This is a genomic window from Scytonema sp. PCC 10023, assembly GCF_963920835.1.
Lineage (GTDB): Bacteria > Cyanobacteriota > Cyanobacteriia > Cyanobacteriales > Nostocaceae > Kalymmatonema.
In genome coordinates, this window is record NZ_CAWUDP010000103.1 from 1 (window position 1) to 15,674 (window position 15,674).

6 protein-coding genes are annotated in these 15,674 nt (G+C 47.0%); 5 read left to right on the plus strand and 1 reads right to left on the minus strand.

Going from position 1 to position 15,674, the window contains the following annotated elements; genetic code table 11:
• Positions 1 to 18: 18 nt before the first annotated feature.
• The gene (locus tag ACM0OZ_RS39045) at positions 19 to 111 is read right to left on the minus strand and encodes a helix-turn-helix domain-containing protein (protein ID WP_414588228.1); all 93 of its coding nucleotides are present in this window, start codon (positions 109 to 111) and stop codon (positions 19 to 21) included.
• 337 nt (positions 112 to 448) lie between these two features.
• Here ACM0OZ_RS39045 and ACM0OZ_RS39050 point away from each other — a divergent pair, with 337 nt between their 5' ends.
• From ACM0OZ_RS39050 to ACM0OZ_RS39070, 5 genes are all read left to right on the plus strand, one after another.
• The gene (locus ACM0OZ_RS39050; protein ID WP_414588229.1) at positions 449 to 4,870 is read left to right on the plus strand and encodes a caspase family protein; all 4,422 of its coding nucleotides are present in this window, start codon (positions 449 to 451) and stop codon (positions 4,868 to 4,870) included.
• Positions 4,871 to 5,401: 531 nt separating this feature from the next.
• Complete coding sequence (locus ACM0OZ_RS39055; protein WP_414588230.1) at positions 5,402 to 7,813, plus strand: sucrose synthase; 2,412 nt, start codon at positions 5,402 to 5,404, stop codon at positions 7,811 to 7,813.
• 29 nt (positions 7,814 to 7,842) lie between these two features.
• Positions 7,843 to 10,749, plus strand: a complete 2,907-nt coding sequence (gene pgmB / locus ACM0OZ_RS39060) for a beta-phosphoglucomutase (RefSeq protein WP_414588231.1) — start codon at positions 7,843 to 7,845, stop codon at positions 10,747 to 10,749.
• 594 nt (positions 10,750 to 11,343) lie between these two features.
• Positions 11,344 to 13,077, plus strand: coding sequence for an ABC transporter permease (locus tag ACM0OZ_RS39065; protein WP_414588232.1), 1,734 nt, complete (start codon positions 11,344 to 11,346; stop codon positions 13,075 to 13,077).
• A gap of 14 nt (positions 13,078 to 13,091) precedes the next feature.
• Entirely contained in the window at positions 13,092 to 14,453 is a 1,362-nt protein-coding gene (locus tag ACM0OZ_RS39070) for an AAA-associated domain-containing protein (RefSeq protein ID WP_414588233.1), read from the plus strand.
• The last annotated feature ends 1,221 nt before the right edge of the window (positions 14,454 to 15,674 follow it).

The following is a 15,674-nucleotide window of genomic DNA, read 5'->3' on the forward strand; positions in this document are numbered from 1 at the left end:
GCAAGTTAATTTCTTCATTTATACCCTAACCGAATTTACGCCCCAGTGTACTAGTTGTATTTGTTGTTCTTTTGTTGGGTATATGCGAACCTGGACAACTTTATGCAACACTCAATATCACCTCCTTGGTATCTCAATTCTATCACAATATAGACTTAGTGATAAGCTACTTCCGGAAAAGTTTAGCGGTTCCTCATACATCTTTTCTTTGTCTTTCCTGCGGAAAGAATCAGTCAAAGATGCAATCGTCACCGCCCGCCTTATGTCCCGACGCTAAACGGAGTACCGTTATAGCGCGGGACGAGGGGGCGAATAGTTAAAATGAATGGTGGAAAGTATCCAGGGTGGCTTCCCTTGTCCTTGGTGATGCGAAAAGCCCCTCCAAGCGATTTGAGCCGTCTTTCGGGATGAAAGCTTTCTGGAGTCCGCTTGATCGCATCTATAATTTATGCCTGAGTTTAAACGCTCTCTTGCGGTGGTTATTGGTATCAATCAGTACGTCAATGGCATCCCGGAACTTAAAACCGCTGTCAATGACGCTAACCAACTTGCCCTGATCTTGGAGGAAAACTATCAATACCAAGTCCTACGGCTGTTAGATCGAGAAGCAACTCAAGACAAACTCACTTCACTGTTGGCAGCTTTTGAGGAGCAAACACTTCCTTTCCCCGATGGCAGTAAAATCCACCTTGAACCGGATGACCAATTGCTGTTCTACTTTGCCGGACACGGCTTCGGCCAAGAAGATGGACTAGACAATGCCTCAGGACCAGCAGGCTTTCTCGTACCCCAAGATGGGCAACGGGATGACTGCACTTGGCTACCCATGCAGCAACTGCACGATGCCCTAGTCAAACTGCCGTGCCGTCATTTGTTGATTATCCTTGACTGCTGCTTTGCTGGTACATTCCGCTGGGCAGGACGAGACAGAGAGATGATGCGATCGCAAAAAATCTATCGGGAACGTTACGATCGCTACATTGCTGGTTGCGCTCAGCAGGTGATTACCTCAGCCGCTCATGACGAGAAAGCCGCAGATTCCCTCTATCCTTTTGGGCAGCGGGGCGATCATGAAGGTCACTCTCCCTTTGCAGAAGCTCTCTTTTTGGCACTCAGTGGAGAGGCAGATTTTACCAACGATGGCGTGATGACGGCGACTGAACTCTACCTGTATTTACATGATAAGATAACTACCAAACAAACCCCGGAAATTTGTCAACTTAAGAGGCATGACAAAGGGGAGTACATTTTTCCCGTTCGCGGTTTTGATCGCGAACGATTAGAAGAAGCCCCCAAACTGGATGAAAAAACTAACCCGTACAAGGGGTTAGCGTCGTTTGAAGAAGAAGACAGCGACAAGTTCTTTGGTAGAACTGCCTTGACCCAAAAGCTGCAAGAATTTGTCACGACGCATGCGTTAACGGTGGTACTGGGCGCTTCAGGAACAGGTAAGTCGAGCTTGGTCAAAGCGGGATTGATTCCTCAGTTGAAGAAACAGCAAGAGTGGCGCATTTTAGCTCCCATCCGTCTTGGAGAATCCCCCTTCAGGGCTTTGAACAACACGCTGATTAAAGAAAACTTGCCAGTTGTCGATCAAAAAGCTCCCGAACCCGGAGTAAAAACCCTGCTGGCAAGATTGGCGAATTGGAGTCAGCTTAACCCCAACTCAAAGCTGCTGCTGGTCATCGATCAGTGTGAAGAATTAATCACTTTATGCCGCAATAACACTGAGCAAGAAAAGTTCCTTTTGGGGTTGGCAGAGGCAATCATGGCTTGTCCAGAGCAGTTACGCCTTGTGCTGACGCTGCGAAATGACTTTGAACCACAACTAAGCGATACTGCCTTAAAGCCGTATTGGACATCGGCACGGTTTGTCGTGCCTGGGATGACGCGGGAGCAATTGCGGGAAGCGATTGTGGAACCCGCTAGTGCCAGAGTGATGTATTTTGAGCCACCCACTCTAGTAGACGAGTTGATTGATGAAGTCATGCAGATGCCGGGAGCGCTGCCTCTGCTATCGTTTACCCTAAGCGAGCTTTACTTCAAATATATTGACAGTGTTAGGCAGGGGACAAGGAGCGATCGCGCAATTACTCAGGAAGATTATGAAGAATTGGGCGGCGTCACGCACAGCCTCACCCAAAGAGCTGACTTTGAATATGAGCAGTTAAAAAAACGCGATGAAGCTTATACTCTCGCCATTAAGCAGGTGATGTTGCGGATGGTGGCAGTAGATGGCGGTGAGTTGGCTCGGAGAAAGGTACTCTTGTCTGAACTGGAGTATCCTCCAACCCAGAATGAGCGAGTACAGGAAGTAATTCAGCAATTTACCGACGCCCGCCTGCTAGTCAAAGGTCAAGATAGCGAGGGAAACCTCTATGTTGAGCCTGCCCATGATGCCTTAGTACGGGGATGGCAAAAACTGCTGCTTTGGAAACAACAGGAACAGGAAAGTTTGATTCTACAACGGCGGCTAACACCTGCTGCGATGGAATGGAACAGCAAGCAACTGACAGCGTTTCACTGGAGTGCGGATCCGCGTGATTGGTGGAAGCAGTTTTGGGACAGACAGCAACATATCAAATTTCTTTGGCATACTAACCCCCGCCTCGATTTCTTGAAGCAGGTACTCAATTCTACAGACAACTGGTTCAACCAGGTAGAGGCTGAGTTTGTGCGACGCAGCATTAAACGTCAGCTTAACAACCGCCGTCGAACAATTGGCTTAGTGGTGACAGGGTTTGCTGTCGTGCTGGGATTTGCTGGGTTTCAGTGGTATCAGACGCAACAAGCCCAGATTAAAACACTAATTGAATCTTCAAACGCACGCTTTGCTTCCGGTCAACAGTTGGATGCGTTAATAGATGGTTTAAAAGCTGGGAAAAAACTGCAAACACTCAAACTGTTAGGTTTAGCAGATGCAGACACTCAGAGGCAGGTTGTGAGGTCGATGAGTTCGGCGTTTTACGGGGTAAAAGAATTCAATCGCTTGGAGGGACATAGGGGTGGAGTCCATTGCCTGAGTTTTAGCCCCGACGGACAGACAATTGCTACTGCCAGTGCTGATAACACCGTCAAACTCTGGAAACGGGATGGTACTTTTCTCAAAACCCTGACTGCACATAGTGCAGCAGTCAGGAGCGTTAGTTTCAGTCCAGACGATAAGATGATTGCCACTGCCAGTGCCGATCAGACGGTAAGACTCTGGAAGCGAGATGGTACTTTTCTCAAAACCCTCACTGGACATGAAGCTGTAGTCACTAGCGTCAGTTTTAGCCCCGACGGTCAAACCCTTGCCTCGGCTAGTTGGGACAGTTCAGTTATACTCTGGGATCGAAACGGCAACTTTATTCGCCGCTTGCCTGGGCATAACCAGCCAGTTGATGAAGTCAGTTTTAGTCCGGACAATCAGATGATTGCTTCTGCCAGTTGGGACACTACGGTTAGACTCTGGAAACGAGATGGTACTCCTCTCAAGACTCTGAAACATAACGTTCCAGTTCGTACCATTAAGTTCAGCCCTGATAGTCAGGCGATCGCTGCTGCTGGTGATGACGCCACAGTCAAACTCTGGAGGCGAGATGGCAGACTCATCTCACCTCTAATCGTGAATGGACATAGCAAGCCGATCTATAGCCTTAGTTTCAGCCCCGACGGTCAGACGATTGCCACCGCCAGTGAGGACAAGACAGTCAAACTCTGGAAGCGGGACGGTACTTTACTCCACACCCTAACTGGACATAGTGCTGGGGTCGATAGCGTCAGTTTCAGCCCTGACGGTCAATTTCTTGCTTCTGCCAGTTGGGACAGTACGGTTAGATTCTGGAAGCCGGACAGCACCTCACTGAACCGCCGAATTTGGTCTAATGCTGGAATTCTTGGCATCACTTTTAGCCCTGACAATCAGATGATTGCCACCGCCAGTTGGGACAAGACAGTCAAACTCTGGAAGCGGGATGGTACTTTGCTCCACACTCTAAATGGACATAGTGCTGGAGTCGATAGCGTCAGTTTCAGTCCTGATAGTCAGCTAATTGCTTCTGCCAGTGAAGACACGACAGTCAAACTCTGGAAGCGGGATGGTACTTTGCTCCACACTCTAAATGGACATAGCAGGCCGATCTATGGTGTCAGTTTCAGCCCTGATAGTCAGCTAATTGCTTCTGCCAGTGATGATAAAACAGTCAGGCTTTGGAAGCGGGATGGTACTTTTCTCAAACCCCTAACTGAACATAGCGCTGCTGCTAATAGCGTTAGTTTTAGCCTCGATGGTCAGATGATTGCCTCTAGCAGTAACGACAACACGATCAAACTCTGGAAGCGGGATGGAACCTTGCTCCTAGCTGGACATAGCAATACGGTTCGCGGCATCAGTTTCAGCCCCAACAGCCAAACTCTTGCCTCTGCTAGTTGGGACGGCACGGTCAAACTTTGGAAGCGGGATGGTGCTTTGCTCCGCAACCTGACTGGACATAGCGACCAAGTTTGGGATGTCAGTTTCAGCCCCGACGGTAAAACCATTGCCTCTGCCAGTAGTGACAAGACGGTCAAACTTTGGAGCAAAGACGGGATTTTGCTCAGCACCCTGACTGGACATAACCAGGTGATTAATAGTGTCAGTTTCAGTCCTGATGGTAAGACCCTGGCTTCGGGGAGCGCTGATAAGACTATAATCCTGTGGAACTTGGAATTATTGGAGCTAGATACTGTAATGAAGCATGGGTGCAATTGGGTACGCGGTTATCTGAAGACCAACCCCAAAGCCGATGAAGATCGTCACTGCGATGACATCAGAACTTCCCGTTCCCATAACACCGATTCCAAATCTACTGCAACTTTAATGTTAAATTTTCAAAGTTTGCAGCATTGACAAAAGCTGTTCATGGGCGATCGCCCAGAGGCATGGTCGCACGTGGACAATCGCCGATTATCGATGAAACAAACCATTTTATTTTCTTAAAAAAAATAATGATGATTGACTAAGTACATGATTGCATAAGTTCATGCGCGAAAACTTAGAGGCTCTGCGTCATGAATGCGTTTACCTCAATGCTCAAGGCGTTTCAAAACATTACGAATTAATGAAATGCTGTACTAAGGACGACTATAACAAGAAGAAGATTTGCTATTTAAATGCTTTCTAGCTAGCAAAGAGAGAATAAAGTAGCATATATGACATTATAATTAGAAATTATCAAAAATATTACTGAGTAAGAGATGGTTTCAGATTTCAAACAGATACTTAAAACCTTTGTGTAGAAGCTGATCCCTCAAACCAGATATGCGCTAAGGTAGGGGGTAAATGATTTTCTGTTGGAACCGTTCTACGAGAACAGAGTTATTTTTTAGGTTAAGTGGAGAACAATGAGGTCTTGATCTAGCTAATGTTCAGGAATTTGTTATGCATGAACTGGTTCAAACTGTCTTAAACAGTGATGAAAAAAGTGCTTTGCGTCAGGTAATCGATGCTTTGAGTGCCTTAGACAAAAGGTACTTCCTGAGAAACGAGATTTCGCAAGCTTTTGCCGACTACTGTCAGCATTCCCAAAAGCCAGCCTACTTTTTCCACTCTTCCTCTATAGGAAAACTCATACACTATACCCATGAAATTATTTTAGAAGAGGAAAATACTTGGTTTGTTCTGCGACCAAGGATTGGTAGCCAAGAAGTTTGGCGGCTGGGAGCAAAGATGAGTGGCTTTGAACAGATGACGCCACAAGCTTTGTTAGATGCGCGCGATCGCCTCGTTAACCGCCCTCAACCGCAAATTTTAGAAATAGACTTCAGTCCATTTTACCACGGTTACCCTAGAATTAGCGACCCGAGAAACATTGGTCAGGGTTTAGGCTTCCTCAACCGTTACCTGTGCAGTCAAGTGTTGACTGACCCGCAATACTGGTTAGATTTATTATTTGATGTTCTTCACCGACGTTCCTACAATGGCGTCCCCTTGCTCCTGGGCGATCGCATTGTCTCAGTTATCCAGCTAGCGAAACAAGTCAAGCAAGCCCTGAGTTTCCTCAACGAACGTCCCCCCAACGAACCCTACGAGAAATTTCGCTTAGACCTCCAAGAACTGGGCTTTGAAGCGGGTTGGGGTAACACCGCATCGCGGGTGCGTGAAACCTTAGAACTCCTCGACCGACTGATTCTCACTCCAGAACCAGCCATTCTAGAAGCGTTTGTTTCCCGCGTCCCAACAGTCTTTCGCGTTGTCCTCGTTTCCATACACGGTTGGATTTCTCAAGAAGGTGCTTTGGGAAGACCTGAAACAACAGGTCAAGTGATCTACGTTCTTGAGCAAGCGCGTAACTTAGAAAATAAACTGCAAGAAGAAATCAAACTTGCTGGACTAGACGTGCTTGGTATTAAACCCCAAGTCATTATTCTTACCCGCCTTATTCCCAACTGCGAAGGAACGCTCTGCAACCTGCGCATTGAAAAAGTTGACTCAACAGAAAATGCCTGGATTTTGCGCGTTCCTTTTGCTGAGTTTAATCCGAATGTCACGCAAAACTGGATTTCTAAATATGAGATTTGGCCGTATCTAGAAACATTTGCCCTTGATGCAGAAAAAGAACTTTTAGCTCAATTTGGGGGTCGTCCCGACTTAATCATTGGCAACTACAGTGATGGTAACTTAGTTGCCTTTCTGCTGGCACGCCGTCTGAAAGTTACCCAGTGCAACATTGCTCACTCGTTAGAAAAACCCAAAAATTTGTTCAGCAACTTGTACTGGCAGAATTTAGAAGATAAATACCATTTTTCAGCACAATACACGGCAGACGTCATCGGCATGAACGCTGCGGACTTCATCATCACATCGACCTACCAGGAAATTGTAGGGACACCGGATACACTGGGTCAGTATGAGTCTTACAAATGTTTTACGATGCCCGAACTGTATCATGTGGTCGATGGTATTGACCTATTTAGTCCTAAGTTCAATACAGTAGCGCCAGGGGTGAATGAAAAGATTTTCTTCTCTTATAACCAGATACAAGACCGAGACATTACTGTTAGCAGAAGAGTCCAAGACTTACTCTTTACCAGCGAAGACCCCCAAATTCTAGGACACCTAGAGAACCAAAGCAAACGACCTATCTTCGCGGTTGGTGCGATGACTCCTCTTGATAACCTTGCAGGTTTGGCGCAATGCTTTGGCAAAAGTCAACAATTGCAAGAGCGTTGCAACTTAATTATTCTGAGTGATAAGCTGCATCCGGAACAAGCCATAAATTCAGAAGAAGCAGGAGAAATCGAAAGACTCCACAAGATCATCAATGAGTATAATCTTCATGGTCACATCCGTTGGGTAGGAATACACCTCCCCATAGCTGACCTTGGAGAAGCATACCGTGTTATTGCGGATTTTGCGGGAATATTCGTCCATTTTGCCCGGTTTGAAGCCTTCGGACGCACCATTCTCGAAGCTATGAGTTCCGGGTTGCCAACTTTCGCCACTCAATTTGGCGGTTCCTTAGAAATTATCGAAGATGGAGAAAATGGTTTTCATCTTAATCCAACAGACCTAGAAGGAACAGCCAAGAAGATATTGAACTTTGTTGACCAGTGCAATGCTTATTTAGAACACTGGGATAAAATATCAGAGTGGGCGATTCAGCACATCCGTAACAAATATAACTGGCAGTTACACAGCAAGCAGTTGTTATTGTTAGCGAAAATCTACAGCTTTTGGAACTTTGTCAATCAAGAAAGCGGCGAAGCCAGATCTCGTTATCTGGAAAGTTTATTCCATCTGCTCTACAAACCTAGGGCTGAAAAAATCTTAGAACAACACATGCAAAGGTAACGGTTTCATCTCAAAAACCCTGGTTTGTTATGGATCAAAAAGATTATTCCCACCACTTTATTTATACAGATTGGACACTCATTGAAACCCAACTTAACCCCAACAAGATTCACCACAGAGAAACCGTTTTCACAATTGGCAACGGTTACTTGGGAACACGGGGTGGTTTTGAGGAAGGTTTTCCTAATGCCTTGCCAGCAACCTTCATTCATGGGGTCTATGATAATGTCCCTCTTGTATACACCGAACTTGCCAACTGTCCTGACTGGCTACCCTTGGTTATCATAGTTGATGGGGAACGCTTCCGGATGGAACGCGGCGAAATATTGAGCTATGAGCGGCAGCTTGACCTGCATCGAGGTATTCTCAGCCGTAAGATACGTTGGCGAAGCCCAAACAGGAAAACAATAGACCTCTACTTTGAACGCTTTGCCAGCCGGGCGGATGAGCATGTGTTGGGGCTGCGCCTGGCGTTAACGCCAGTAGATTTTGACGGTTTCATTGAAGTTCAAGGTAGCATCAACGGATATCCAGAAAATCAAGGTTTCAACCACTGGGAATTGATCGACCAGGGCAAATTCGACCAAGGAACATGGCTGCACCTCCAGACTCGCAACACGCGCATCGCCTTGGGGATGGCTCTGGGAATGACAGTATCAGGAACTGATGCCCCGATACAAGTCACCAGTCCACCAGGCTATCCTACTTTGACTACCACATTCTTGGCTTCGTTAGGACAAACCATAACGGTGGATAAGTTGGTGACAGTTTTTACATCGCGAGATGTGAATAATCCAACTCAAGCAGCTTGTGAAAAACTTGCTCAACTACCTGAGTATCCAGTGCTGATAGACGCCCATGTACAAGCATGGGATCAAGCTTGGCACAAAAGCGACATCTTGATTGAAGGGGATACCAAAGCTCAACTTGCCGTCCGGTACAGTATCTTTCAATTGCTGATCAGTGCCCCACTGTATGATGACAAAGTCAGTATCCCCGCGAAAACACTTTCGGGCTTTGGCTATCGCGGTCATGTGTTCTGGGATACAGAGATTTTTATTCTGCCCTTTTTCACTTACACTCAACCAAAACTCGCTCGCAACTTGCTCTCTTACCGCTACCATACGTTAAATGGGGCGAGACGCAAGGCATCTCACTACGGGTATAAGGGGGCAATGTATGCTTGGGAAAGCGCGGATACTGGTGATGAAGTTACCCCACGTTGGTTGCCTCCTAATGATTTTTACGGAGAAGATATTAGGATTTGGTGTCGCGATCGCGAAATCCACATTAGCGCTGATATCGTTTACGCGGTTTGGAACTATTGGCAAGCCACGGGCGACGACGAGTGGATGCGAGACTGCGGCGCGGAAATTATTTTGGATACCGCTGTGTTCTGGGGGAGTCGCGTTGAGTATGACACCAAGGACGAACGGTATGAAATTCGTGGGGTGATTGGAGCAGATGAGTACCACGAACTCGCAGACAACAGCGTGTTTACGAACCGGATGGTGCAATGGCACTTAGAGAAAGCGATCGCCGTGTATGACTGGCTGCATAACACCTACCCCGACCGACTCAGCACATTACAGCAGAAACTGCAACTCACCTCAGGACGGCTTTCCCGTTGGCAAGACATCATCACCAATATATGGATTTCCTACGATTCATCCACAGGACTGATCGAGCAGTTCGAGGGATTTTTCAAGTTAGAAGATATCAACTTGGCTGACTACGAACCACGCACCCGTTCAATGCAAGCCATTCTGGGCATTGAGGCAGGAAACAAGCGGCAGGTTCTCAAACAGCCAGATGTGTTGATGCTTCTGTATTTGATGCGACAATCGCAGGAATTTCCGTACACCCAAGAAATACTACAGACAAACTGGGACTACTACGCACCGCGTACGGACATTACTTATGGTTCGTCATTGGGACCAGCGATTCACGCCATCTTAGCCTCAGATTTGGGCCTCTCAAAAGAGGCTTACGAACGGTTTATGCAAGCCGCATTGGTAGATATTGAAGATGTCCGTGGTAACGCTGACGACGGAATTCATGGGGCTAGTGCTGGTGGTGTTTGGCAAGCCGTGGTTCTGGGGTTTGGTGGTGTCCAACTTGCAGAAAGTGGACCCGTAGCAACACCACAACTGCCTCCGGGCTGGAAACGTTTGCAGTTCAAGCTGCACTGGCGCGGCGAGTGGCACGAGTTTGACCTACGTCCTGGGCAAGATCACCTAACGCCTCTGGATATTCGGGGAGTTATCTTCGATTTAGATGGTGTAATAACAGATACCGCAGAATATCACTACTTGGGCTGGCAGAAGCTGGCAGATGAAGAGGGATTACCCTTTAGTCGCGAAGCAAACGAAGCGCTGCGGGGTGTATCTCGTCGCGGCTCGGTGCTGAAAATACTTGGTAAAAAGCAATACTCAGAACCGCAGATCCAGGAGATGATGGAGCGCAAGAACCGCTACTATGTGGATTTTATCCAAAGAGTCACACCAAAGGATTTATTACCTGGGGCAATTGCGTTGTTAGATGAGTTGAAGCAAGCTGGTATCAAGATAGCGCTTGGCTCTGCAAGCAAAAATGCTCGTACAGTGATAGAGAAACTGGGAATTGCTGATTACTTTGATGTGATCGCCGACGGTTATAGCGTGACGCAATCCAAGCCTGCACCCGACTTATTTCTCTACGCAGCCGAACAGTTAGGACTCGAACCTGAGCAATGTGTCGTTGTCGAAGATGCAGCATCAGGTATTGAGGCGGCGCTTGCGGCTGGAATGTGGGCTGTGGGACTTGGTCCTACTGAACGAGTGGGAGCAGCTCACGTTGTCTTACCTAGTCTCACGGGTGTTCACTGGACAGAACTACGAGAGAAATTGACAGCAGTAAGCGCTGAGTTATCAGTTCATCCTAATGAGTCAAGTTAGGCGATTATAGCACAACTCAGGAGTCAGGAATCAAAATTTAGGAGCCGGGTTGTAGAGACGTTGCATGTGAGTCCAGCGCTGCGGGAGGGTTTCCCTCCGCAGGCGACTGGCGTAAGCGCAAAGCGCAGGCTCCGCCAACGCGCAGCGTCTCCGTTCGGCCTCAAGCCGTGCCCGAAGGGCTCAGGAGATACCCGAAGGGCAACGTCTCTACAGGATTTTGATGATACACAAATTAATCAAAACTCATGTGGCAAAGCAAGGTTGCAAATTGTGATACATTTTGAACTTTGAATTAAGCGAAGGGGTTGGGGTGAGGTAAACCAAGAATTATAAGTAATCAACCTGACTTGATATAGCGCTTCTCGTTTGGATGAAGTAATTATTTATCTGTGTCCATCTGTGTGCATCTGTGGTTATTATTTCTTGATGTATTGCACTTAACACAAAGAACGGCTATGTTAACCCTGTCCTCCAAGTCTCCCAAGTCCCCCTTGTCAAAATAGCTTGGTTATGAGGATAAGAAAGTAGACAGAATTTATAACTTTGATGTTTAAAATGAGACTGTCTACCATTTGGGGAAAACTTCCATAACGTATGCTGAAGCGGACTTTTCCATCCCCAGAAGCACTGCGACGCTTCCCTTTCGGTCTCGCTGATATTGCTCTGATTCTTGGCACATTGGTTTTAATAGGGCTGATTGCGCGTGTGGGTGCGGGAACTCTCGTCAGTTTTGTGCCGCCGGATGTCGTGCCTGGTGTGAGCTTAAACCCGCGTCATCTGCCGTACTATGCTGCAAGCTCAACGCTGCGGATGTTTATCGCGCTGTTTTGGTCAACACTATTTACTTTAATTTATGGCTACGTTGCTGCCAAAAGCCGCCGTGCCGAACGAGTCTTAATCCCACTGCTCGATATCTTACAGTCAGTTCCGGTTCTGGGCTTTTTGTCAATTACGGTGACAGGCTTTATTGCCTTATTTCCTGGTAGCCTGCTGGGATTAGAGGCTGCCTCGATTTTTGCCATTTTCACAAGTCAAGTCTGGAACATGACTTTTTCGTTCTACCAGTCGCTCAAAATGGTGCCAACCGAACTCGACGAGGCAGCAAGGCTTTATCGGCTTTCACTCTGGCAACGCTTCACCAAGCTGGAGGTACCAACAGCGATGATTGGGCTGATCTGGAACGCAATGATGAGTTTTGGGGGCGGTTGGTTCTTTGTTGCTGCCAGTGAAGCGATTAGTGTGTTGAACCAGAAGTACACTTTACCAGGGATTGGTTCCTACGTGGCAGCAGCGATCGCCGCTCAAAACTTGCCTGCTTTGGGTTGGGCATTTCTAACCATCGCTGTGGTCATTTTACTGGTAGACCAACTGTTTTGGCGACCACTCATAGCTTGGTCGGATAAGTTCCGGCTAGAACAGAGTTCGGCAGCAGAGGCTCCCAATTCCTGGCTGTTCGATTTGTTCAAAGCAGCTCGACTTCCGCGTTTGATTCGGCGGGCGCTGACTCCAGTAGGAGAAACTATTAACAGCCTGCTGTCATCACTTACCCCACAGCGTCCACCGCTTCCTGTAGGTAAGAATCAGCAGGTAGTAGGCGATCGCCTCTACAACCTCGCTTTGTTAGTCGTGATTGGCGCACTCGTGGTGACTGGGTTGCACTTTATTCTCATCACAGTGGGACTGGGTGAGGTGTTCAAGACTTTTGTGCTAGGGTTAGTCACCTTGGGGCGCGTAGTCGTGCTGCTGGTGGTCGCAACGCTGATTTGGACACCGATTGGTGTGGCGATCGGGTTCAATCCTCGACTATCACGCCTGTTGCAGCCTGTGGTGCAATTTCTCGCATCGTTTCCAGCAAACTTTATTTTTCCCTTCGCGACTCTCTTCTTCATTCGTTCCCACATCAGCATCAATTGGGGTAGCATCTTCTTGATGTCTCTTGGTGCCCAATGGTACATCCTGTTTAACTCCATTTCCGGAGCAATGAGCATTCCAACTGATCTGCGCGAGATGGCAGCAGATATTGGTCTGCGTGGTTGGCGGTTGTGGCGCAAGTTAATCATCCCTGGTATTTTCTCTGCTTGGGTCACAGGCGGCATTACTGCTACTGGTGGAGCGTGGAACGCTAGCATAATTGCTGAGGTTGTCGCTTGGGGGCAAACCACCCTCACTGCAACCGGGTTGGGGGCTTACATTGCTAAGGCGACAGAAGTAGGCGACTGGCCCCGCATCACCTTGGGAATTGGCATGATGAGCCTGTATGTAGTTGGGCTAAACCGAGTCTTGTGGCGACAACTGTATCAACTTGCAGAAACAAAATATCATCTATAAGGGGAGCATCAACCATGACAACGACTACGCGGGTAACTAATGAAGTACTGATTGCCGTCGAACAGGTTAATAAAAGTTTCCCACTGCCAGAAGGCAAAGGAGAGTTTAGAGTTCTGCGCAACATCAATGTAATGGTTCGTGCAGGTGAAGTGGTGGCTTTGCTGGGACGTAGTGGTAGTGGGAAAAGCACCTTATTGCGGATCATGGCAGGCTTGATTCCACCAAGTGAAGGGCGGGTGATCAGCAATGGGAAACGTTTGCAAGGAGCGAACCAAGATGTTGCAATGGTCTTTCAGAGCTTTGCACTGCTACCTTGGCTGACAGTACAAGAAAACGTCGAGTTGGGACTCGAGGCGCAAGGCGTGAGGCGGGATCAGCGACGACAACGGGCACTCAAGGCAATTGACTTGGTGGGCTTGGATGGTTTTGAAAGTGCCTATCCCAAGGAGTTATCCGGTGGTATGAGGCAACGGGTTGGCTTTGCACGGGCATTTGTTCTGGAACCGCAAGTGCTGTTTATGGATGAGCCATTCAGTGCGCTGGATGTTCTCACATCTGAGAACCTACGGGGTGAAATCGACGACTTGTGGAATGCTGGAACCTTTCCGTCCAAAAGCATTTTGATTGTCACCCATAACATTGAAGAAGCCGTGTTTCTCGCAGATCGAGTGATTATTCTGGGATCGAATCCAGGGCGCGTTCGTGGTGAAGTCGTTATTGATTTGCCGCGCCCCCACGATCGCACGAACGCCCGCTTCAAAGCCTTGGTAGACTATATCTACACAGTCATGACCAACCCAGAAGCCGAAGTCACTGGCGAAGTGGCTGTCGCAGCCCCCACACCTGTACAAGCATCCAAATCGCCTTATGCCCAGTCGCTGCCGCATGTACGAGTTGGTGGTATAAGTGGTCTACTAGAACTGATTGTGGAGAAACCAGAAGGTAAAGAGGATATTCCCCGGTTGGCAGAACGAATTCAACTAGAAGTGGATGATCTCCTGCCGATTCTTGATGCTGCTGTGATGCTTGGCTTTGCAGAAGTCACACAAGGAGATGTTAAGCTTACTGAAATTGGGCGCGACTTTGCTACCACAACCATTCTGCGAAGTAAAGACCTGTTCCGGCAGCAAGTACTGCAACGTGTGCCCATGTTGGTCAGTATGCTACAGACGCTGCGAGAAAAACAAAATGGATCAATGCGAGCAGATTTCTTTCTAGATTTACTAGACGAACATTTTCCGCATGCAGAAGCCGAGCGACAATTTGCTACAGCAGTTGATTGGGGACGCTACACAGAACTGTTTGAATATGATGCTAGCGAAGAACGGCTTTATTTACCAGAGCCAGTGGCGGCACAAAGTAGAGAACAAGTCTGAAAAATTTGCAGCGCTGCAATTGTTGGCGTTAGGTGGCGAATGAGTTATGTGTGAATTATCCCGACTTGCCTTCGGCGCTCAGTCGGGGTTTCAGGTTAATTCCTGAATTTTCTTAGAGGTAGGACTTACGCATCGTACATATGTACTAAACCTAATTTGGGTATTTTAGCCCGAGTTCGCTATTTTCAGCGTCCAACACAGCAAATTTGCGAGCAAATTAGGACTGTGTAAAACCGGCTGAAACGAGCAATTTTAGTGATACACATTATGGTGAATTTGTACAGTGCGTAACTCCTAAGAGGTACTCTTAGAATCCAAATATTTTATATCATGTCCGATTAAATAATCTTACTAAATGTGTAGTAAGGACTTTAGTCCTCTTCCACGGAAACAAGGACTGAAGTCCTTACTACATAGAAGCTTTATTATGGCTAATTTGCCGGACATCATATTATTATTAAAGAATAATTTTCTTGATAGATTTGGGAATTTTCATTCTTAAGACTTATTAGTTATTAGTGAGTTGTCAAAAAGTACTACCAACTACTAACTTACCCACATTTGATTTGCATATATTTGGCAGCCAAGATGCTTGTCATAATTGCTGTTTTCCATTTTGAATTTCTCTTCCTTGCGAATTTTGAATTGGTTAGCCACCTCTACCACCACTACACAAAAGTATGACGCTAAAATCATTTAACTATAGCAATCCTATCTGATTTGTGAAAATTACTTTTTAACGAACCGCGTTCGCGCAGCGTGTCCTCTGGACATAGGCGCAAAGGACGCGAAGTAAATAAAGAAGAAAGAATTTTACCAATGATTTAGGACTGCTATATATGTAAAGTATTGTTGAACTTTCCCCTGATTGGAAACTAGAGGATTCTAGACTGTTGTTGCTACGCGCTCTGAAAGACCACTTTGCAACTTTGTCTCATGTTTTTTGTAAAACATGTTGGCTGGCTCAAACAGCCCTACCCGCCTCGACCAATTTCTTGGCTGTGCGGCTACTTTTAGGTAATCAACTGTGAAGATTTTACGTGTCAACAGCGACAATTCATGTACTTCTTACAAAATTATATCTTCACTTGTCAATGGTTCAGTTCACTAACACCTTTGTTTTTGGAGTTTTTCATCCTGTGCAGTGTCCCTTTATGCTACCACGTTCTGGGTATAAGAAACAACTCTTTAAAACCTGTTGCGTCGGATTTCATCCCCCTA

Bases quoted from the DNA above. Each gene is read 5' to 3' on its own strand.
- ACM0OZ_RS39050 (WP_414588229.1), top strand. From the start codon at position 449: ATGCCTGAGTTTAAACGCTCTCTTGCGGTGGTTATTGGTATCAATCAG.
- ACM0OZ_RS39055 (WP_414588230.1), top strand. From the start codon at position 5,402: ATGCATGAACTGGTTCAAACTGTCTTAAACAGTGATGAAAAAAGTGCT.
- pgmB (WP_414588231.1), top strand. From the start codon at position 7,843: ATGGATCAAAAAGATTATTCCCACCACTTTATTTATACAGATTGGACA.
- ACM0OZ_RS39065 (WP_414588232.1), top strand. From the start codon at position 11,344: ATGCTGAAGCGGACTTTTCCATCCCCAGAAGCACTGCGACGCTTCCCT.
- ACM0OZ_RS39070 (WP_414588233.1), top strand. From the start codon at position 13,092: ATGACAACGACTACGCGGGTAACTAATGAAGTACTGATTGCCGTCGAA.